The following is a 20,058-nucleotide window of genomic DNA, read 5'->3' as shown; positions in this document are numbered from 1 at the left end:
TGAGAAAAAATGTTTTATAACAAACAACAAGATAAGCAATTGGGTATTCGTACTACAGGCATCAATCGATTGTCCCCAAAAGAATACCCTGATAATTTTCAAACTGAATCGACCGATTATTATGTGCTTGACGAATTGTTTAAAGAATATCAGTTCCAAACCGAAGGCCGCTTTGTTGATTTCGGTTGTGGGAAAGGTCGCGTGTTGTTTTATGTCAACTATCATTTCAAGCGGCAAGTGGTCGGCATCGAACTAAATCCAACGAGTTACCGCCAACTGGAAGAAAACCGTCAAAATTATCTGAATAAATACCCCCACGCCCAAGACATGTTTACCTTATACCAAGGCTATGCTGAAGGTTATGCGATTGATCCTCTAGATACTATTTTTTATTTTTTTAATCCCTTTGCTTTGAACATCGTCAAACAAATTTTTAATAATATTATGTACTCTATAGAAACACATCCACGCTCGATTGAGATTATTTTCTACTACCCAAATTATGCCTTAGACAACTTTATTGAACAAATACCGCAACTTAAATTACATGCAAGTGTGGCAATACAAGGGACACATGATAAAAATGATATCATCAATATATACAAAAATATCTAAAAAACATCTCTTTATTGAACGAATATAATGCAAACTTCTGCCATTAAAAACGATATTGTTTTTTTATCATATAAGTATCCAAACAACTTACTTATAGTATTTTTATATAAAATAAATCTATACATTCTTGCAGTAAAATGCAAAATATTTAAGCGGTGATTGTATCCATGCTACAATTTTGTTAATTCAATCATGATGATTGAAAAAAAAAGCAAATGAGAGGATGTAGCATCAGTTATGCAAAACAAGAAATGGTTAACCCTTTTAAGTGGGGCGTTATTATTAAGTCATTTGGTTACTTTTCCAATTTCGGCCCAAGAAAGTGATACATCTGAAGCAGAGACGACAGAAGAATCAATCAGTGAGCAAACTGGAGAAGAAGTGACTGAAGAGACCTCTGAAGCAGTTGATTTATTTGCAATCGGAGCGGATAACCCATTTACAGAAGAAGAATTGGCAGAACGGATTGTTTTACTAACAGAAATTCCTGAAGAAAACTTATATACTTATGATGAAGTTTCGGAATTAACCAACACAGTGATTATGTCACTGCGCGAAGCGGCTGATAATAGTGAAAAGGTTACTTTGGAAGCTTACCAAGAATTAATTGGTGATTTCGAACCTTCAGAAATTACTGAAGCTGGCAGTAGTCAATTCCATCGTTTTGTAGCCGTAGAACCACTAAAAATCGTTATGACAACCATTCAATTTTATGACGAAGGCAATGGTATGGAAATGGCAAACATAGAAGTTGAACATAATATCCCTTCAAACTATGAACCTTTAGATATAACAGAAGATGAAATTGTTGAATTATCAGCAGTTGATGGATGGGATACTGAATTAGTCAATCGTATTGGCTTACCAGCATTACAACGATTTGTTCATTTATCAAATGGTGTAGAAACGACCTATACTTGGCGAGATGATGCAGCCAGAGAATTGGATACAGAAGATGGAACAATTGAAGAATTAATTATTAATGTTGATTCTGATTTACGCTTTGAATCCTATGAAATGTTTTTCGTAGGAGAGGATGCAACTGAGACAACGACTTCTGAAGAATCTACTGAAGAAGCATCTGTTGAAGAAGAGGCATCTGATGCAATGACGTCAGATGAAGAATCGGAATAATTCAGGACTTTTCTGACTATTCAAAAGTAACTAACAATTAAGCGACAAACGAAAAGAGACGGAACACCATTTAAATGTGTACCGTCTCTTTAATGCTTTAAAAGCAAAGTTTTCCTGCTAAAATAAACCCGCAGATATCAAAAAGATACCGAATCCGTGTGCGATACTAGCAGCGATTAGTCCATAACGTTCATAAAGAAAGGCACAGATAAGACCTTCCCAGAAAGTAAATAAGAGGACAATCACACCTAAATCAGTGACAGTTATTGCTAAAAAAATATGACCCAATGCAAAAATAAGTCCTGATAATACAATGGCGTGCCATTTATTTGTTATTAACTTTAACTGACTTTGTAAAAATCCTCGAAACAAGAGCTCTTCAAGAAAATTACCAAGTAAAGCAAATATTAATAATGGGAAAACGACTTGCCATGAAACATTTCCACCTCTTGCTTCGATGGGGGTATTCAGGTAAGGCAACATAAAAGGTAAAACAATTAAAATGGCTGCAAGTATACCGACTAAAAAAGCGTGATATTTATTTTTAGAAAACCACACAATGTCCTGATTTATTTGTGGATGAATAAAATATAAAACCAAGGCAAGGATCAGCGTTAGTACCGCCAAAATTATTAAAACTAATCCACTATCTATGAACCTTAACCATAGCAGGCTATCCGTCACGCCAAACTGCCAAATCCCTACGGGTGTCATAGCATCCCGCATGAGAATAAAGCCCAAAATCATCAAGAAAATTTTTATCCATACGTTTAAACGATAAGCTAATATGAAAGTAATGGTTAAAAGAAACAAGGCAGGAAAAATACGTATAAAATAAGTGGATAACATTGTCATTTTGAACGCTCCTTTTCTTAAAGTATACCAATAGGGAGCATGTTAACCTACTCATATCTATTTGCAATCACTTTAAGATATAATCGTGTTTTTTTGAAAACCATGTTGACAGCCTGAACAATAGGTGCTATGCTTAGATAGTAAAACTGAATACGATTTGTTAGGTGAGGCTCCTATACAAACATAGGCTATTGTCCAGAAATGTCGAGAGACGCTAATGGGTAGGACAGGAATTGATCGAGCTAAGGCTTTTCCCAAAATAGCTATAAACAAGTAGGTCTTGTTTTTTACGTTGTATAGTGCTGAAACTCCACGATGAAATCACAAAAGTCTTTTTTTGTGCTTATTTTTTGGGCTCTCACTTAATTGGTGAGGGCTCTTTTTCGTTTTACAAATAAATACCACTAGATAAAAGGAGGGTGAAAACAAATGGATGATCATTATCAGAGGGACATTTTAAAAAACTTAATAAAATTGGAAAAATGGCGCAGTTATTATCTATTTGTTTTCACCGCTTGGAAGTAGCTGCTGATTTTTCCAAAAGAGGAGGCATTATGATGCAATTTATTTTTGAATTCACATTATTTTTGGGAATTGCATGGTTCTTGCTTAACTATTTCTGGAGAAAGAAGGGCGAATAAAATGAAAAAAATAAACATTGACTATAACATAATTGCACAATGGACATTAGAAGAACTCAAACAAAACTATCAAGTAAACGACCAAGGATACACAACAGAAGCCGCTGAAATAATTAGACAAACACATGGAAGCAACAAAATCGAAGGAAGTAAAAAAACCCCCTTATGGTTAACGATATTAAAAGCATACATTACACCATTTACTTTAATTCTTATCTTGTTAGCGATGATTTCTTTTGTGACCGAATATGTGATGGTACCAACGAGTGAAAGAGACTTACTTACGGTGATTATCATTGTGGTCTTGGTTTTGATTAGTGGAACGATGACTTTGATGCAATCTGTTCAATCGAATCAAGCAGCCGAAAAACTTCAATCCATGGTCAATGTGACAACGGCTGTGAAACGCGATGGAACATTCCAAGAAATTCCAATGGAAGACGTGGTTTTAGGTGATCGTATTCGTTTATCAGCAGGCGATATGATACCAGCTGATTTAAGACTTATAACGACGAAAGATTTATTTATTTCACAGGCTTCCTTAACGGGTGAAAGTTATCCCGTTGAAAAGAAAGCCAATACCATCATTGAAAAAGAGGATGTCGCAACTAACCACCCTAATCTTGCCTTTATGGGCAGCAATGTGGTCAGTGGAAGCGCTGAAGGGATTGTCATTGCGACAGGGCAAACGACGCTATTTGGCCAAATAGCCACCGATGTGACCGCGACACCTCCTTTAACAAGTTTTGAAATAGGAATTAATAAGACATCCTTGCTTTTAATACGTTTTATGGCAGTGATGGCACCTTTGGTGATATTAATTAATGGCATGACCAAGGGAGATTGGCTTCAAGCATTATTGTTTGGTTTGTCTGTTGCGGTTGGATTGACCCCCGAAATGTTACCGATGATTGTAACGTCTAATCTGGTGAAAGGGTCTAAAACGATGGCCAAAGAAGGGACCATCATCAAAAACCTTAATTCAATTCAAAATTTTGGCGCGATTGATGTGCTATGTACAGACAAAACCGGAACATTAACCCAAGACAAAATCGTCTTAGAATATCACTTGAATTTAGAAGGTGAAACCGATAATCGGGTACTCCGCCATGCCTTTTTAAATAGTTTTTATCAAACGGGCTTAAAGAACTTAATGGATCGGGCGATAATTGAAGCTGCTGAAAAAGAATTGGATACGCAACAAATTAGCTATGAAAAAGTTGATGAAATACCATTTGATTTTGTACGTCGTAGAATGAGTGTGGTTGTTCAGGATACTTTTGGTAAAACGCAAATGATTACCAAGGGTGCTATTGAAGAAATGTTGGAAGTATCCACTTTAGTGGATTATAAAGGTGCCATTTTAGAGCTTAATCAAACAATGAAAGAAAAGATTTTAGCCGTAGTTACCGCTTTAAATAACGAAGGCTTTCGCGTAATTGGGGTGGCGCAAAAAACGAATCCTTCGACAATTGATGAATTTTCTATTAAAGATGAAGCTGACATGGTACTGATTGGCTACCTTGCCTTCCTTGATCCACCGAAAGATTCCACGGCTGAAGCACTAAGAGCCCTTAAAGATCATCAAGTGGATGTAAAAGTACTTACAGGGGATAATGCTTTAGTCACACAAGCCGTATGTCAACAAGTTGGAATTAAAGCAAATAAATACCTCAGTGGCGAAGCCATAACCACTATGACCAAAGAAGAACTAGCTATGGCTGTTGAAGATTATTCAATTTTTGTTAAATTAAGTCCTACGCAAAAAGCGGATATTACGAATCTATTGAAGGCAAATGGACATGTGGTTGGCTTTATGGGGGATGGAATTAATGACGCACCGGCTATGCATGCTGCAGATGTTGGTATTTCGGTTGATACAGCAGTAGATATTGCGAAAGAATCAGCCGATGTAATTTTGCTTGAAAAAGACTTAATGGTTTTAGAAAAAGGCATTATTGCTGGCAGAAATATTTTTGGAAATATCATGAAGTACATTAAAATTACAACTAGTTCTAATTTTGGAAATATGTTTTCTGTATTAATTGCCTCTATTTTCTTACCTTTTTTACCTATGTTACCTATTCAATTATTGGCTTTAAACTTAATTTATGACTTAGCTTGTATGGCTATTCCATGGGATAAAATGGATGACGAATACATCAGAGAACCAAAAAAATGGGATGCTTCATCAATTAGTCGCTTTATGATCTGGTTTGGTCCTGTTAGTTCGCTGTTTGATCTTGTGATATTTATTTTGATGTATTTTGTAATTGCACCCGCAGTGATGGGTGGCAGCTATACTCAATTAGCTGAACCGCAACAAGCGCTTTTTGCGAGTTTGTTCCATACGGGTTGGTTTGTGTTATCACTGTGGTCACAAACGTTGGTACTCTATGGCCTAAGAACGAATAAATTGCCATTTATTGAAAGTAATCCATCCTTCCTATTTATCTTAATAACAAGCTTAGGATTGATTGTTGGAAGTATTTTACCCTATACACCTATCGGAGAAGGAATTGGCTTAATACCCCTACCAGGCACTTACTGGTTATGGATGATTATCATTATTATTTTATACCTCGCCTTAGTTACGTTCGTTAAACGGATTTATATTATGCGTTATGGCGATCTGTTATAAATCATTTAAGTTAGGGCTTGAAATAAAAACATGGTATGATAAGGACATCAAAAAATAAATAAAGGATGAAGCCGTTTTGAGTTTATTACAACCTATCCTCGATAATTTTTTTAAATTTGATTTCCTTATCATATTAATTGCTGTATTTGCTTGGTTTATTTATTGGTATTGTATGAAGTTAAGCAATGAATTAATGACGATGTTAGAACCTAAGGGCGATTTGTCGCAAGGCAAAAAAACCCGTGAGCAACTCAATCAACATGTCGATTTTTATCTGGGTGTAGATGGGGAGCGACGCATCACTGAGAAGCTGAAACAAGTCAATCAGTATTATGTGATTTTTATTAATATTTGTGCGATTTTCCCTTTGATGGGTTTGTTAGGGACAGTTATCTCCCTTATTCCTATGGTTGGGACGATGGAAACGGCATTGTTTTTCGCTGCCTTAACGTCAACTTTTTGGGGTATCGTTTTTGCGATTATTTTCAAAGCGTTGAATGGTTTTCTACAGGCAAAGGTTGAACAGGGGAATCAGCAAGTAAATACCTATCTGTTGCGTTTAGATGCACGTCAAGCTCGCGAACTAGGTGATATAAAAAATGTTTAATCGTGAAATGATTGTTGATTTAACACCACTCTTAGATGTTGTTTTAATTTTACTATTTATGATTTTAACGACGCAAACACAAGCCAATCAAGATACTATCCAATCTTTAGAACACGAAGTTAGCCAATTAGAACAAAGTCAACTACCAACCACTCAGTCCGAAGAGGCTTGGTTAAGAACCTTCCAAGAATCGATTGGAAAAATAAATATCATCTTTCCTACAGACCCCACTGAAAATAATATTTTTGCGGTAGGTGAAGATGACTATCTATCCGTTAAATCAGATACAGAAGATTTAGCTACCTGGCTATTAGAAGAAGTAAGTCGGTACGCAGAAGATGTGATTATTGTGACTTTCAGTTATAATAATGATACGATTTATTATCAAGATTATTTAAACATGGTTAATGCTATTACCAACCTCGACGCATTGTCAGAGCAAACCATCGTTTATCGTGAAGAAATGGTTGAGGGCGAATTATTGAATCAACAAAGGAGTACAGCGGATGAGTAAAAATAATGGAAAAAAGAAAAGCAAAGGTGGTCTTGTTCTAACCGGTCTAGTAGCTATTGGGTTACTTGGATTTGGTTTGAATGAATTTGGATTAATTGGAGATGGGGGAAGTTTGTTTGGGACGAACAATAATAATAGTACACAACAAACGACAAATCCATCATCGAATGCGATTAATGATCCAAATGCGGTAGAAACAGTTCATATAACAATCAATGAAAATACGATTTTTTGGAACGATGAAGTGGTTGATGAAGAAACCTTAAACGACAATATTATTAATACCGATCCAGAGGTACAGTATACGGTGACGGATCAATCAGCTATTAAAGCTTCTTATGATGCGGTTATTGAAGCGTTAAATAATAGTGAACGGACCTATATCGAGACACATTTACAATAATAGTCATATTACGAAAGGAAGATGTTAATGTCATTATTTGATCGTCTAACAGGTCAAGCAGGGAAAGTTGATAATCAGCAAGCAGAAAAAATGGTTGAACGATTGTTAGTTTCAAATGAGGAGATTGTTAGTACTTATAAATTGGTCCGTGACTTGGTCATTTTCACTAATAAACGACTCATTCTAGTTGATATTCAAGGGGCGACTGGGACTAAAAAACAAATTCAAAACATTCCTTATAAATCCATCAGTCATTTTGTTATTGAGACTGCTGGAGTGAACGATTTGGATTCAGAAATTGAATTGTATATTTCTAGTGCTAGTGAACCTGTTGTTAAATTAGAAATGGGACGTAACAAGGATCATGTGTATAATATTGGTAAATTGTTAGCTGAAGAGATATTGAATTAGGTTTTGGAGGTTTACATGTGGCTAAGAGAAATACTACAAATAGTTTAGAGCAACTATTTGCGTCGTTAAAAGGAAATAAACGCAATAGTCTATTAATTGTCATTCTTTTAATCGCTGGTTTTTTAGGCATTTTTGATTTGGATGGTATTTTTGGAGATAATAATACGACGTCAAATGACCTCACAGTTGTAGAAACAAGTGCCTTTAATGGTTCCAACTTCGAGGTATTACCTAAAGAAATGTTAGTCCCCGTTGATTTTGTTTCAGCCAGAGATGGTGATACCATTGTGGTGGAGCTTAATAATCATCGTATCAACGTGCGTTATTTGATTATTGATACACCTGAGATGAATTATGACACCCATCAACCTGATCCCTTTGCGGAAGAAGCAAAAGAAGCGAATATCAATTATTTAACACAAGCTGATCAAGTCTATCTTGAATTTGATGTAGGTCCTTATACCGATAATTATGATCGTGCCTTAGCCTATGTTTATGCTGATGAAATTTTTGTAAATGAAGCCTTGGTTGAAGAAGGGTTAGCAACTGTGCGCTACTTAAATCCACCGAATGTTTCGCGAGAACAAGCGTTAAGAGAAGCAGAAAGAAACGCACAAGACCAGCAGTTAAATATTTGGGAATGAAGTTAAAATAAATAATGGTTGTCCGATTTCATTGTAAAAATTTCAATGTATCTTAAAAATTAAATGAGAATTATTTAAATTTCTTGTTGACTTTCTAATTTTAACCCACTATAATCGTTTTAACATTTAAATTATAACTTTATTACTTTGAAGAGAAGAGTAATTTATCGGATCAATTAAAGAGAACCCGGAATGGTGCGAACGGGTATTGAGAAAATAAATGAAGATGAGCTCGGAGTTACTAACAGGTTAACGCCTTTTAGTCGGTAGCAACCGTTACATTGCCAGGTTTCATAGGAACTGTTGAGGTGTTGTTTGTGAGAACAACATAAATTTGGGTGGTAACACGGATTAATTTCGTCCCATTGTAAGTTGCGATATTTAGGTATCAAGGCTTACAATGGGACTTTTTTTGTTGAAAAATTTATTTTTGAGGAGAATGTAACATGGGTCATTATGAAAAAATAGAAAATACGGTTGCTGAAAAATTAGACAAATATCAAGAATTGGCTTTAGCCATCCACGCTAAACCAGAAGTGAGTAATTATGAATTTTTCGCGTGTGAAACTTTATCTAATCAATTAAAAGACGAAGGTTTTGATGTGACGGTGGATGTTGCAGGACACCGTACAGGATTTGATGCGCGCTATAAAAGTGATAAAGAAGGACCGACGATTGTTTTCTTAGCTGAATACGATGCTTTGCCTGGAATTGGCCATGCTTGCGGGCATAATTTATTTGGTACTACGTCTTCTCTAGCTGCTGTTGCTTTAAAAAATGTCATTGACGACATTGGTGGCGAAGTTCGCGTCTACGGAACACCAGGTGAAGAAGGTGGGGAGAACGGCAGTGCGAAAGGGAGTTTTGTTCGAGAAGGCTTTCTAAATGATGTGGATGCTGCCTTATGTGTTCATCCTGGATATCAACATGGTTTAACTGGTTTGTCGTTAGCTAATGATCCAGTGGATGTGGAGTTCTTCGGAAAAGCTTCACACGCTTCAGGCGCACCTGAAAAAGGCATTAACGCTTTAGATGCAGTCATTTCGGTTTACAATAATGTGAATGCTTTACGCGAACATTTAACCGATGATGTACGCATCCATGGGGTGATAACGCATGGGGGTGACGTCGCTAATGTGGTTCCAGATCATGCCAGTGCTCGATTTTACTTACGGGCAGCGACACGGACCACTTTAAATGATGTCTATCAAAAATTTGAAAATATTGTAAAAGCAGCTGCTTTAGCAACAGGCGCGACTTACAAATTTGGTTTGTTCCAAAACAGTGTGGATAACACAATTCCAACACCAAGTTTTGATGCAATCTATGCTAAACATTTGAAAGCATATGGTTTTGAAGTTGCAGCAAATAAATTAGAAAAAGGAGCCGGTTCAACAGACGTTGGTAATATTAGTCAAGTTGTTCCAACCATCCAGCCGCATATTTCTATCTCAGATGACTATATTGCCGGTCATAGTATTGAATTTAAAGAAGCAGCTAAAAGCGAAAAAGGCTTAGCTTCAATCCAATTAGGCGCAAATATATTAGCTAAAACGGCTTATGATTTAATCGTTGATCAGACTTTATTAAATTCAATTAAAACAGAACATCAAGCACAATTAGAAAAACAAGCTGCAGGTGAATAGGCATGATTGAATTAATAAATGTTAATAAGACTTTTTCGACCAAGCAAGGCATCGTTCATGCCGTTCAAAATGTCAATTTAACCATTGAAACAGGCGATATTTATGGGATTATTGGATATAGCGGGGCGGGCAAAAGCACTTTAGTGCGATGCATTAATTTGCTTGAACGACCTGAAAGTGGCGAAGTGAAAATTGATGGTGAGGATTTGATGTTATATCCGGACAAGCAATTACGCCAAAAACGTCATAAAATAGGCATGATCTTCCAGCATTTTAATTTATTAAGTGCACGAACCGTGTTTGAAAATGTCGCTTTCCCCTTACAATATCAACAATTTTCTAAATCTGAAATTCGTGAAAAAGTGGAGTCTTTGCTAGAATTAGTTGGTTTAGCGGATAAAGCCAATGCCTATCCCTCACAGTTATCAGGCGGGCAAAAGCAACGGGTTGCTATAGCACGCGCTTTAGCCAATGATCCTACTATTTTACTATGTGACGAAGCTACTTCAGCCTTAGATCCTCAAACAACGCAATCTATTTTAACGTTATTGAAAGATTTAAACAAAAAGCTACAATTAACCATCGTTATTATCACGCATGAAATGCATGTGGTGAAGTCCATTTGTAATAAAGTTGCGATTATGGACAAGGGTCATGTAGTGGAAAAAGGTTCGGTACTTAATGTGTTTGTCCAACCTCAACAAGAAATTACCAAAGATTTTATTAATAGCGTGAATAATATGTCTAAAATTGATGATTTATTAGCAGAAAATTCCAATATTGTTAAGCTTGAAGATAATCAACGTCTCATTCGCTTTGATTTTTATGGTCAAAATACCAAAGAGGCACTAATTGCTGAAGCTTCTCTTCAATTTGGGATTAAAGCCAGTATTATTTTTGCGGATGTCGATATCGTTCAAGAAACAATTATTGGGAGTTTAGTCGTTATTATTGAGGGTGATATTCATAAGCAACGACAAGCGTTGGAGTTTTTATCTAATCAACAAATTAGAGTGGAGGTATTGAAGAATGCAGACAATCTTAGAACCGTGGGCGCCTAATTTAGTTACCTTTTGGGATGAATTTATTAAAAGTATTATTGAGACCATACAAATGTTTAGTCTATCAGGCATAATCTCATTTGTATTAGGTTTACTACTAGGTGTCATATTCGTCATCACTAAGCCGAATGGAATAACCCCCAACCGCTTAATAAATACAACCATCGATGTGTTTGTTAATGTTTTTCGTTCGATACCATTTATTATTTTAATTGCTTTTATGATTCCTGTAACACGGATGATTGCTGGAACTTCAATCGGTGTCAAAGGGGCCATTTTCCCATTGGTTCTTGGATGTGTACCCTTTTTTACCCGCCAAATTGATTTAGCCTTATCATCTATAGATCCAGGTTTAATTGAAGCAGCCAAAGCAATGGGTGTCTCTAACTTAGGTATTATCTTTAGAATCTATCTACCTGAATCGATTCCAGCCATTGCTCGTTCTACCACGATTACAGCCATTAGTTTATTAGGATTGACTGCTATGGGAGGGGCGGTAGGTGCTGGAGGCATTGGTTCATTTGTTTTGCGTTATGGTTATCAACGATACTATAACGACATAATGATTGTATGTATTTTGTTAATTTTATTTTTTGTTTTAATTATTCAGTTAATTGGCGATATCGTTATTGAAAAAACAACACATTAAAATGTGAAATTTGAAAGGATTGTTTATTGATGAAAAAATTTATTAAAAATATCTTTGTTGTTATCGTAGCTCTATTTTCTCTTATTGTCGTGTCGAATGGGACTGTTCAAGCACAAGATACTGTTGATGTTAAAATTGGGTTAACGGGTTCAGACTCCAAAGTATGGAATTATATTAAAGAAGAAGCTGCCAAGGAAGGAATTAATTTAGAATTACTTTATTTTGATAGTTACCCTCTACCTAACCGGGCTTTAGCCGAAAAGGAAATTGATATTAATGCTTTCCAGCATCATATTTATTTAGAAAAAGAAATTGAAGAGTTTGATTATGATATCACTGTCATTGGTGAAACTGTATTTGCTCCTTTGGCTTTCTATTCTGAAAAAATAACCGATTTATCCGAAGTAAAAGATGGCGATATTGTAGCTATACCTGATGATACGACGAATGGAGGTCGTGCCTTAAAATTATTAGAAACACATGGTTTCATTGAAATTGATCCAGCGGCTGAATTAACACCAACCATTAATGATATCACGAACTATTTGGTTGACATTGAAATTATTGAATTAGCAGCAACGAATATTCCAGCGACACTACCAGATGTCACTTTTGCGGCAGTCAATTCAGGTGTAGCATCTAATGCAGGTTTTACAGTTGATCAAGCACTAGAAATTGAAGAAGCAACAGCCGGTGAAAATCCTTATATCAATGTCATTGTTGTAAGAACAGAAGATAAAGATAACGAAGTTTACAACCGTTTAGTTGAATTATATCAAACGGATGAAGTTAAAGAGATAATTGCAGAGGAATCAAATGGAACATCTGTTCCAGCATGGGAATAAATAATTTGTATAGTTTTTTAAAGGCTTTTCAATTGCATCCTAGGACGCATTCTTTTATGATAATGTCATAATGAAATTAAAAAAGGAGATGGATAGTGTGAAAAAATCATTGATCAAATATCTATTAGTGTCTCTTAGTGCTTTGTCTTTAATGACTTATGCGCCATATGCCGTCAATGCTCAAGATGAATCTGAGGATACTACAGAAGAAGTTGTGGAAGAAGAAGCGACTGAAGAAGCTGAAGCAGATACAGAAGAAGCCACTGAAACAGAAGAAGACGCAGCTGAAGTTGAAGGCTTACCTTTAGTAACAAAAGCGGATCTAACCGCTGCTAATGGACAAGATGGCAATCCAGCACATGTAGCTGTTTTTGGTTTTGTCTATGATGTAACGGATAATGCAGCCTGGGAAGGTGGCGAGCATTATGGGGCTCAAGTTGGAACCGACGCATCCGCTATGTTTATTGAATCACCGCATGCATTAGATACTTTAGCAGGTTTAGAACGCGTAGGTATTTATGCTGATTGGGAAATTACAACTGATTTATTAGCTAATTTCAATGGTGAAAATGAAGAACTACCTATCTTAGTAGCTGTAAGAGGCATTGTCTATGATATGACTGACTCTGCTGCTTGGGAAGGTGGCGTACACAATGGGGTAGAAGCTGGAACTGATGCAACGGAAGCCTTTACGGGTGAATCGCCTCATGAAGATGCCTTGTTAGCGACTTTAAAAGTCGTTGGTCGTCACGTTGATTATGTATTCTCAGCTGAAGAATTGGCTACTTTTAATGGACAAGATGGTAATCCAGCATATATTGCGGTTGATGGCACTGTCTATGATGTAACGAATTTCGCTGCTTGGGAAGGTGGCGAACATCAAGGGAAGGTGACAGCCGGAACGGATGCAACAGACATCTTTAACGATGAATCACCACATGACACAGCCTTTTTAGAAGCTTTACCTGTTGCAGGTAAGTTTGAGTAGATTAAATTTCAAACGATTACTGAAGCAATAAATAGTATAAAAGCACTGGTTAATTTGCTTAATTTATCCAGTGCTTTTTTGTTTATTTTCATATTTGTTTGTGTAACTTAGGCATTTTTGTCACAAGCAAAACGATTAAAAAGACGACAAAAGAGGTTACGGCTACCATTGCCGAAATTGAAGTGTTAAAGTTAACTCCTAAATAATAGCCAAGGACGGAATTAAGCAGGGCAAACACCACAGATAAAGCGATGAAACTTGCAAAGTGTCTTGTCAATAATCTTGCTGTCATTGCTGGTGCTGCCATTAAAGCAATAACTAATTTAGAACCGACGCTTTCAAAAGAAGTGACTGCTGTTAAAGATACAAGACTCATCATTATAAGATCAAGCCATTTTACTTTGATTCCAATGGACTGAGCATAAATAGGATCAAATAGACGAATTTTTAATGGTTTGTAAAAGATGAGAATAAACAGTAAATTGACCAACGATATCATTATGCCCTGCAAAAGGGCCGTGGGTATTTGTATGCCTAGAAATTCCGTTCTCTTTAAAGGGGATAATTCTACTTGACCTAACAGAACCATGTCAATATCTAAATGCACATCAGAAAAATATTTGGAAATAATGACGACAGCGATGGAAAAGAAAAAAGGGAAAACAAGCCCAATCGACGCATCATTTTCAATTTGTCCCGTTTGGTTTAAGCCTTCAATAGTAATAACGGTAAAAAGTCCAAATGCAGCAGCACCAAAAATTAACCAAGGTGAAGATAGGTCGCGCGTGAATATATAGGCAAGAACGATACCTAATAATATGGTATGTGAAATTGCATCAGCAACCATTAAGCTTTCCCTTAATAGTAATAAGCTACCTATTAAACTGGTAGCAACTGAAACGGCTATCAAAACAAATAAGATTTGGATCATACGTTGCCTCCTTTGTGATGCTTGAAGTAAGAGAACAACCATCCGTTAGGTGACAATAAAATAGAAAATAAGCTAATTAAGGATAGGACAATGACAATCATAGGGCCAGTAGCAATTTTTGACACATAAGTACTAATAAGTGTACCAATAAAGGCTGCAACCATTCCAATTAAACCACTAATAATAAGCATTTTGGGATAACTATTTGTCCATTGTTTGGCAGCGGTAGCCGGTGCAACTAACATACTGCTGATTAAAATGGCACCCACTGCTTGTAAGCCAACTACGATAAGAAATAAGCTCATTAATAAGAGCAATTGACTAATCCGACGTTGATTAATCCCAATGCTTTGAGCAAAGACTTTATCAAATAAAGTGATTTTAATTTTTGGGTAAAACAGAATAAAAATAGCCAAAACAATTAGACAAACCATGATAATTAATTCAACATCAGAACGAACCATATAGGCTGCTTGTCCCATGATATAGTTTTTTAAACCTGCGAAATTGACGGTTTGAAATGCAGGATTGTTTTGAACCACACTATATAGTAGTAAGCCTAAACTAAAGAAAGAAGAAAGTACAAGAGCTAAGATACTTTCAAAGGCAAATGATGTATGCTTTTGTATGAATTGAATGAGCCAAAAAGCAATCAAGCCAACGACAATAGCACCTGCAAGTAACACGATCGTTTTTCTTGTTTGAAAGATCATAAAAGCTGCAATGATACCTGGATAGACTGCATGGCCAATTGTATCGCCTAATTGACTTTGTTTTTCAATCACAATGGTCGTACCAATCACGCCAGCCGTAAAGCCTAAAATCATTGTACCTAAGGCTACCACCCAAAAGAAATAGTCGAAAATCATGAGTGAATCACTCCTGTTTCTTCATAAACAGCGTCAACAATCTGGCGTGAACCATAATAGGTTTGATTAATATTTTCAGCTGTAAATGTCGTATCAATGGGACCATTTGCAATCAGTATTTTGTTTAGCATAATAACGGAATCAAAATAGCTTGAGACAGTGTTTAAATCATGGTGAACCGTTAGAGAGGTTTTACCTTCTTTTTGGAATTTACTAAACTGATCCATGATTATTTTTTCACTATACATGTCAACACCTGCTAAAGGCTCATCTAATAAATACAAGTCGGCATCTTGAGCAATTGCCCTAGCAATAAAGACCCTTTGTTTCTGACCACCAGATAGTTGGTTAATATTACGATGTTTAATATCGTATAAGGACATTTTTTGAATAGCATCGTCCACTTTTTCACGATCTTGCGCTTTAATTTTATGGAAAATCCAGCGGTTGGATGATATTCCCATTAAAACAACATCATAAACGGTTGTTGGAAAATTCCAGTTTACTTCTGAGGTTTGCGGAACATAAGCGATACGATGGAGCACTTTTTGGACAGGTGAATCAAAAATAGTTAGCTTATCCACTTGAGTCGGTATCAAATTCATAATGGCTTTTAACAAAGTAGATTTACCCGCACCATTCGGACCGATAATGGCAGCCCGAACGTGCATAGGGATGGCTAAGGTAATTTGATCGATAGCCCGTGTTTGTTGGTAATCAACACTTAAATTTTTGATTGTAATAATTGAGGTCAAGATTTAATCACTTCCTTAAAACGGTGTTATTTTGTTAGATTTTCGACAATTAAGTTAACATTATGTTGATACATTTTGATGAAAGTATCATTTTCTTGTCCACTTGGTGCTAATGAATCAGAGTAGAGCTCTTGGCCTTCACCCCCAACAATTTTAACTTCATGACCTTTTTGAGCAATGCCTTCTTGTAGCTTTGTCATTGCTTGAGGATTAGACGTAGTGTCCAAAAAGATGGCGGGTACTTGATGATTAACGACGAAATCAACCGTTTGAATGATTTGTTCGTTCGAAACTTCTGATTCTGTACTAATTCCTTGCGGTGCATAAACTTGAAAAGCATAATTTCTTGCAAAATAAGCATAAGCATCATGAGGTGTAACTAGAATCCGATTTTCAACTGGAAGTTCTTCTAATTTGTCTTCAACCCAGAGTTGTAGTTCATCTAGTTCGGCTAAATATTGGTTTGAGTTGTTTTGATATAATTCACTTTGATTAGGATATGTTTCTATTAGTAAGTTAGTAATTTCTTCAACCGATTGTTTATAAAGATTCAAATCGAACCAATAGTGAGGATCAACTTCAGAACCATCGTTGACACTAATTAAATCATCGGGATTAAAATTTTGTGTCACGGCATAGCCATAATCAGCAAGGACTTCTGCCATTTGGGCCTCTAGGTGTAACCCTTGATATAAAATTAAATCAGCATTCAGAATATTGTCTAAATCACTAGCTAAAGGACTATATAAATGGGGGTCACTGCCTCTTGGGATAATTAACTCAATATTAACGGAATCATCTGTTATTTTTTGTACGATATCTTCGATAAAACTTGTCGATACTGTAACCGTTGGTTTTTCTTCTGCTCGAATTGCTTGCAGAGGCAATAAACAAAGCATTAATAACAAACTAAGGCAACACGTTTTGATTGTTTTTATCATTTTCATTAAAACCACTCCTTGTAACTTTTTAAATGTTTAGGTATACCTAAAAATAGTCTAGCGGATTATTTATTTTAAGTCAATAGGCGCGCCTAAATTTATTTTGTTATACAGATAAAAACATGATAAAATAATTTTATAAAGAAAAGAGGTGAGACCATGTCGCAAAGTCGTGAAGATTATGTGAAATTTATTTATGAACATGGCAAAGGTGAATATGTGTCTAATAAAGAAATCGCAAAGGGGCTAGGTGTTGCGCCGCCATCGGTCAGTGAGATGATTTCAAAGCTTTCTGTAGAAGGTTTAGTTGAATATAAACCTTATCACGGAGGTGTTTTGACGGAATCAGGGGAAAGAATGGCAGTAGACTTAATTCGTAAACATGAGATCTGGGAATATTTTCTTGAAACAAAGTTGCAATATTCGAAGGATGAAGTTCATGAGTTGGCTGAAATACTGGAGCATGCTACACCCTTAGATTTAGCTGATCGCTTAGCCCGTTTTATCGACTATCAAAAGTGAAAGCTATTAAATAAAGTCATCTAATCGCAAAAAAATAATCCCTTGCCACGCTTCTGTATGTCAGAAGGGGACAAGGGACTAAAATGTGATTGCTATTTTCGTACAATGAGTTGAACCGCTTGTTCGATTTTTTGATTTTGTTTTTCTGGGTCTTCGGCTGGGTTATTCAAACATTCTTTTAAGTTTTCTGCGACAATGATTCCCATCGTCCGATCAATACTTGAACGGACTGCACTTAATTGGGTGATAATATCGGCACATTCTTTTTCATCTTCAATCATTTTTTGAATTCCGCGTAGTTGACCTTCTGCCCGTTTTAAACGATTAATTGTTTTTTTATCACAATGCATAAACTATACAACTTCTCCTTTCCAAGCTGACATGCCTCCTAAAACATTGGTAATATTAAAGCCATTTTTTGATAGAGCAGTAGCTGCCATATTGGAGCGGGATCCCGAAGCACAAATAAAATAATAATGAACATTTGTATCTAAATCATTGATATGACGCGCTAAACTACTTAAAGGCATATTGATGGCATTAGGAATATGTCCCGATGCAAATTCATCCGCTTCACGAACATCAATGATATTTAGTTGGTCTTTTTTGCTTTTTTGATAAAATTCATCAGCACTAATTGTTTGCATAAATGATTTCCTCCGGTCTTACTGTTTGATAAAGTGAAAAACCACCATCTAAATTAGAAACTTTAAATCCTTTTTGTTTTAAGATTCTTTCAGCAATATAGCTTCTTTGCCCACTTGCACAAGAGATGATATATTCTTGATTAGGGTCTAATTCGTGAATACGGTCACGCAATTCATTGACAGGGATTTGAACGGCATTTGCAAATTTTCCATTAAGCAATTCATCGTCAGAACGTACGTCTAGTATTTGCTTTCCATTAGCTAATTCGGTATTTAATTCATGCCAAGCTACATGATCACTTAATCCTTCAGCTATATTGCTTGCTGCATAGCCAATCATATTCACTGGGTCTTTGGCTGAGCCAAACGGTGGCGCATAGGTTAATTCTAATTCAGGTAAATCAAAAATAGTTAAGCCGCCTTTAATGGCTGTTGCAATAACATCAATGCGCTTATCAACACCTTTTTGACCAATAGCTTGAGCACCTAAAATTTTACCATCTTGTGGATCAAAAATTAATTTAAGTACGATGGGAGTAGAAGCTGGGAAATAACTTGCATGGCTTTTGCCTGTTGTATGGATAGCTACATGATTTAAACCACTTAATTTAGCCGTACGTTCACTTAAGCCAGTGGAGGCAGCTGATAAATTGAAGACTCTTACAATAGCTGTGCCAATGCTCCCTTTATTTTTACGATTAAGACCAGCAATAACATCTGCCACTTGACGACCTTGTCGGTTAGCCGGTGAAGCCAAAGCAATCATGGTATCTTCGCCCGTAATTTGTTGTTTAACGATAATTGCATCTCCAACAGCATAAATATTCGGCTGACTCGTTTGGTAGTTTTCATCTACGACAATTCCACCACGCATACCTAACTCTATGCCAGCTGAAGCAGCTAATTCATTCTCAGGTCTTACTCCAACAGATAAGATGGTTAAATCTGACGGTAAAACATCCCCATTCGTTAAGACAACTTCTTTTCCATTGTTTTTAAATTCATTGGCAGATTGTCCTGTGATTACAGTGACACCATTATTTTGGAGTTCATTTTGCACGTAAATAGCCATTTCTTCATCTAAAGGTGGCAATACATGCGGTGCCATCTCAACTAAAGTGATATTCAATCCACGTTTTGCTAAATTTTCAGCCACTTCTAATCCAATAAAACCTGCACCAACAACGACCGCTTCTTTGACATCCGCTTGATTAACTTGAGACATGATACGATCCAAATCAGGTACATTACGTAATCCAAATACATTATCAGCTTGATCCAAGCCTTTAATATCCGGGATAAATGGTTTAGCTCCTGGAGACAAAATCAGTTCATCGTAAGACTCTAAATAAATATCCCCTAAATGATTCACTTCAACCGTTTTAGCTTCTGGATTAATTTTAAGCACTTCACTTTCAGTTCTGATATCTAATTCAAAACGAGCTTTGAGTGCTTCAGGCGTTTGGACAATTAAATCTGAACGATCTTCAATTTCACCAGATATATGATAAGGTAATCCACAATTTGCAAACGAAACATAAGGACCTTTTTCCATAACGATGATTTCAGCATCTTCCATTAAACGACGTAAACGGGTTGCAGCAGACATTCCACCAGCTACACCACCCACAATAATTATTTTTTTCAAATCAATTCCTCCTATATAAAAATACCCTACGGGGTATATTAGACAATATAAAATAAGCTTTGTCAAGTGAATAGTTTTAAAAATCAAACGT

At 36.2% G+C, this 20,058-nt stretch carries 22 protein-coding genes, 1 pseudogene, 1 riboswitch and 1 other annotated feature; of the genes and pseudogenes, 15 read left to right on the top strand and 8 right to left on the bottom strand.

Features of this window, described 5'->3' with window-relative positions:
• Nucleotides 1–9 precede the first annotated feature (9 nt).
• Both NRE15_RS02310 and NRE15_RS02305 read left to right on the top strand, forming a co-directional pair.
• On the top strand, nucleotides 10–615 hold the full coding sequence (locus NRE15_RS02310; RefSeq protein WP_313794007.1) for a class I SAM-dependent methyltransferase: 606 nt from the start codon (nucleotides 10–12) through the stop codon (nucleotides 613–615).
• Between the two features lie 237 nt (nucleotides 616–852).
• Entirely contained in the window at nucleotides 853–1,749 is an 897-nt protein-coding gene (locus NRE15_RS02305) for a hypothetical protein (RefSeq protein WP_313794006.1), read from the top strand.
• Between the two features lie 117 nt (nucleotides 1,750–1,866).
• Here the strand turns inward: NRE15_RS02305 and NRE15_RS02300 are convergent, their stop codons facing one another.
• Entirely contained in the window at nucleotides 1,867–2,604 is a 738-nt protein-coding gene (locus NRE15_RS02300; protein ID WP_313794005.1) for a CPBP family intramembrane glutamic endopeptidase, read from the bottom strand.
• 149 nt (nucleotides 2,605–2,753) lie between these two features.
• Nucleotides 2,754–2,932: riboswitch (M-box (ykoK) riboswitch) on the top strand.
• Nucleotides 2,933–3,246: 314 nt separating this feature from the next.
• Here NRE15_RS02300 and mgtA point away from each other — a divergent pair.
• The 12 genes and pseudogenes from mgtA to NRE15_RS02245 all read left to right on the top strand — a co-directional run bounded on the left by mgtA (nucleotide 3,247) and on the right by NRE15_RS02245 (nucleotide 13,654).
• Nucleotides 3,247–5,886 (top strand): magnesium-translocating P-type ATPase, encoded by a 2,640-nt coding sequence (gene mgtA / locus NRE15_RS02295; RefSeq protein WP_313794004.1) that lies wholly within the window; start codon nucleotides 3,247–3,249, stop codon nucleotides 5,884–5,886.
• 76 nt (nucleotides 5,887–5,962) lie between these two features.
• Complete coding sequence (locus tag NRE15_RS02290) at nucleotides 5,963–6,493, top strand: MotA/TolQ/ExbB proton channel family protein (RefSeq protein ID WP_313794003.1); 531 nt, start codon at nucleotides 5,963–5,965, stop codon at nucleotides 6,491–6,493.
• Entirely contained in the window at nucleotides 6,486–7,007 is a 522-nt protein-coding gene (locus tag NRE15_RS02285; RefSeq protein WP_313794002.1) for a hypothetical protein, read from the top strand. The genes NRE15_RS02290 and NRE15_RS02285 overlap by 8 nt, the downstream gene beginning before the upstream one ends.
• Nucleotides 7,000–7,410: a hypothetical protein gene (locus NRE15_RS02280; RefSeq protein ID WP_313794001.1), complete on the top strand. Its 411-nt coding sequence runs from the start codon at nucleotides 7,000–7,002 to the stop codon at nucleotides 7,408–7,410. Before NRE15_RS02285 ends, NRE15_RS02280 begins: the two co-directional genes overlap by 8 nt.
• Before the next feature lie 27 nt (nucleotides 7,411–7,437).
• The gene (locus NRE15_RS02275) at nucleotides 7,438–7,821 is read left to right on the top strand and encodes a PH domain-containing protein (protein ID WP_313794000.1); all 384 of its coding nucleotides are present in this window, start codon (nucleotides 7,438–7,440) and stop codon (nucleotides 7,819–7,821) included.
• 17 nt (nucleotides 7,822–7,838) lie between these two features.
• On the top strand, nucleotides 7,839–8,465 hold the full coding sequence (locus NRE15_RS02270) for a thermonuclease family protein (RefSeq protein WP_313793999.1): 627 nt from the start codon (nucleotides 7,839–7,841) through the stop codon (nucleotides 8,463–8,465).
• Nucleotides 8,466–8,603: 138 nt separating this feature from the next.
• Nucleotides 8,604–8,833, top strand: a binding site (T-box leader).
• Between the two features lie 78 nt (nucleotides 8,834–8,911).
• Nucleotides 8,912–10,111: a M20 family metallopeptidase gene (locus NRE15_RS02265; protein WP_313793998.1), complete on the top strand. Its 1,200-nt coding sequence runs from the start codon at nucleotides 8,912–8,914 to the stop codon at nucleotides 10,109–10,111.
• Between the two features lie 2 nt (nucleotides 10,112–10,113).
• Entirely contained in the window at nucleotides 10,114–11,172 is a 1,059-nt protein-coding gene (locus tag NRE15_RS02260; RefSeq protein WP_313793997.1) for a methionine ABC transporter ATP-binding protein, read from the top strand.
• A complete protein-coding gene (locus NRE15_RS02255; RefSeq protein ID WP_313793996.1) occupies nucleotides 11,141–11,821 on the top strand; it encodes a methionine ABC transporter permease in 681 nt (226 codons plus the stop codon). The genes NRE15_RS02260 and NRE15_RS02255 overlap by 32 nt, the downstream gene beginning before the upstream one ends.
• 29 nt (nucleotides 11,822–11,850) lie before the next feature.
• A complete protein-coding gene (locus tag NRE15_RS02250) occupies nucleotides 11,851–12,666 on the top strand; it encodes a MetQ/NlpA family ABC transporter substrate-binding protein (RefSeq protein ID WP_313793995.1) in 816 nt (271 codons plus the stop codon).
• A gap of 70 nt (nucleotides 12,667–12,736) precedes the next feature.
• Nucleotides 12,737–13,336: pseudogene (locus NRE15_RS14590) on the top strand (hypothetical protein); the annotation flags it as partial.
• Nucleotides 13,337–13,384: 48 nt separating this feature from the next.
• A complete protein-coding gene (locus NRE15_RS02245; RefSeq protein ID WP_313794930.1) occupies nucleotides 13,385–13,654 on the top strand; it encodes a cytochrome b5 domain-containing protein in 270 nt (89 codons plus the stop codon).
• An 88-nt stretch (nucleotides 13,655–13,742) separates the two neighbouring features.
• Here NRE15_RS02245 and NRE15_RS02240 read toward each other — a convergent pair whose 3' ends face one another.
• Genes NRE15_RS02240 through NRE15_RS02225 form a run of 4 tightly spaced genes read right to left on the bottom strand, consistent with a single transcriptional unit; the run spans nucleotide 13,743 to nucleotide 17,156 of the window.
• Nucleotides 13,743–14,585 (bottom strand): metal ABC transporter permease, encoded by an 843-nt coding sequence (locus NRE15_RS02240; RefSeq protein ID WP_313793994.1) that lies wholly within the window; start codon nucleotides 14,583–14,585, stop codon nucleotides 13,743–13,745.
• Nucleotides 14,582–15,454: a metal ABC transporter permease gene (locus NRE15_RS02235; RefSeq protein WP_313793993.1), complete on the bottom strand. Its 873-nt coding sequence runs from the start codon at nucleotides 15,452–15,454 to the stop codon at nucleotides 14,582–14,584. Before NRE15_RS02235 ends, NRE15_RS02240 begins: the two co-directional genes overlap by 4 nt.
• Entirely contained in the window at nucleotides 15,451–16,209 is a 759-nt protein-coding gene (locus tag NRE15_RS02230; RefSeq protein ID WP_313793992.1) for a metal ABC transporter ATP-binding protein, read from the bottom strand. The genes NRE15_RS02235 and NRE15_RS02230 overlap by 4 nt, the downstream gene beginning before the upstream one ends.
• 26 nt (nucleotides 16,210–16,235) lie before the next feature.
• Nucleotides 16,236–17,156, bottom strand: coding sequence for a metal ABC transporter solute-binding protein, Zn/Mn family (locus NRE15_RS02225; protein WP_313793991.1), 921 nt, complete (start codon nucleotides 17,154–17,156; stop codon nucleotides 16,236–16,238).
• Nucleotides 17,157–17,309: 153 nt separating this feature from the next.
• Here NRE15_RS02225 and NRE15_RS02220 point away from each other — a divergent pair, with 153 nt between their 5' ends.
• Nucleotides 17,310–17,672, top strand: a complete 363-nt coding sequence (locus NRE15_RS02220) for a metal-dependent transcriptional regulator (protein WP_313793990.1) — start codon at nucleotides 17,310–17,312, stop codon at nucleotides 17,670–17,672.
• Between the two features lie 92 nt (nucleotides 17,673–17,764).
• Here the strand turns inward: NRE15_RS02220 and NRE15_RS02215 are convergent, their stop codons facing one another.
• Genes NRE15_RS02215 through NRE15_RS02205 form a run of 3 tightly spaced genes read right to left on the bottom strand, consistent with a single transcriptional unit; the run spans nucleotide 17,765 to nucleotide 19,967 of the window.
• A complete protein-coding gene (locus NRE15_RS02215; protein ID WP_313793989.1) occupies nucleotides 17,765–18,022 on the bottom strand; it encodes a metal-sensitive transcriptional regulator in 258 nt (85 codons plus the stop codon).
• A 3-nt stretch (nucleotides 18,023–18,025) separates the two neighbouring features.
• Entirely contained in the window at nucleotides 18,026–18,319 is a 294-nt protein-coding gene (locus NRE15_RS02210; RefSeq protein ID WP_313793988.1) for a rhodanese-like domain-containing protein, read from the bottom strand.
• Entirely contained in the window at nucleotides 18,306–19,967 is a 1,662-nt protein-coding gene (locus NRE15_RS02205; protein ID WP_313793987.1) for an FAD-dependent oxidoreductase, read from the bottom strand. The genes NRE15_RS02210 and NRE15_RS02205 overlap by 14 nt, the downstream gene beginning before the upstream one ends.
• Between the last annotated feature and the right edge of the window lie 91 nt (nucleotides 19,968–20,058).

This window comes from Fundicoccus culcitae (genome assembly GCF_024661895.1).
GTDB lineage: Bacteria > Bacillota > Bacilli > Lactobacillales > Aerococcaceae > Fundicoccus_A > Fundicoccus_A culcitae.
Note: the sequence above shows the minus strand (reverse complement) of the source record. Positions and strands in the feature narration are given on the sequence as shown.

Excerpts from the sequence above, each read along its gene's own strand:
- NRE15_RS02310 (WP_313794007.1), top strand. The coding sequence starts at position 10 with ATGTTTTATAACAAACAACAAGATAAGCAATTGGGTATTCGTACTACA.
- NRE15_RS02305 (WP_313794006.1), top strand. The coding sequence starts at position 853 with ATGCAAAACAAGAAATGGTTAACCCTTTTAAGTGGGGCGTTATTATTA.
- NRE15_RS02300 (WP_313794005.1), bottom strand. The coding sequence starts at position 2,604 with ATGACAATGTTATCCACTTATTTTATACGTATTTTTCCTGCCTTGTTT.
- mgtA (WP_313794004.1), top strand. The coding sequence starts at position 3,247 with ATGAAAAAAATAAACATTGACTATAACATAATTGCACAATGGACATTA.
- NRE15_RS02285 (WP_313794002.1), top strand. The coding sequence starts at position 6,486 with ATGTTTAATCGTGAAATGATTGTTGATTTAACACCACTCTTAGATGTT.
- NRE15_RS02280 (WP_313794001.1), top strand. The coding sequence starts at position 7,000 with ATGAGTAAAAATAATGGAAAAAAGAAAAGCAAAGGTGGTCTTGTTCTA.
- NRE15_RS02275 (WP_313794000.1), top strand. The coding sequence starts at position 7,438 with ATGTCATTATTTGATCGTCTAACAGGTCAAGCAGGGAAAGTTGATAAT.
- NRE15_RS02265 (WP_313793998.1), top strand. The coding sequence starts at position 8,912 with ATGGGTCATTATGAAAAAATAGAAAATACGGTTGCTGAAAAATTAGAC.
- NRE15_RS02260 (WP_313793997.1), top strand. The coding sequence starts at position 10,114 with ATGATTGAATTAATAAATGTTAATAAGACTTTTTCGACCAAGCAAGGC.
- NRE15_RS02255 (WP_313793996.1), top strand. The coding sequence starts at position 11,141 with ATGCAGACAATCTTAGAACCGTGGGCGCCTAATTTAGTTACCTTTTGG.
- NRE15_RS02250 (WP_313793995.1), top strand. The coding sequence starts at position 11,851 with ATGAAAAAATTTATTAAAAATATCTTTGTTGTTATCGTAGCTCTATTT.
- NRE15_RS02240 (WP_313793994.1), bottom strand. The coding sequence starts at position 14,585 with ATGATCCAAATCTTATTTGTTTTGATAGCCGTTTCAGTTGCTACCAGT.
- NRE15_RS02235 (WP_313793993.1), bottom strand. The coding sequence starts at position 15,454 with ATGATTTTCGACTATTTCTTTTGGGTGGTAGCCTTAGGTACAATGATT.
- NRE15_RS02225 (WP_313793991.1), bottom strand. The coding sequence starts at position 17,156 with ATGAAAATGATAAAAACAATCAAAACGTGTTGCCTTAGTTTGTTATTA.
- NRE15_RS02220 (WP_313793990.1), top strand. The coding sequence starts at position 17,310 with ATGTCGCAAAGTCGTGAAGATTATGTGAAATTTATTTATGAACATGGC.
- NRE15_RS02215 (WP_313793989.1), bottom strand. The coding sequence starts at position 18,022 with ATGCATTGTGATAAAAAAACAATTAATCGTTTAAAACGGGCAGAAGGT.
- NRE15_RS02210 (WP_313793988.1), bottom strand. The coding sequence starts at position 18,319 with ATGCAAACAATTAGTGCTGATGAATTTTATCAAAAAAGCAAAAAAGAC.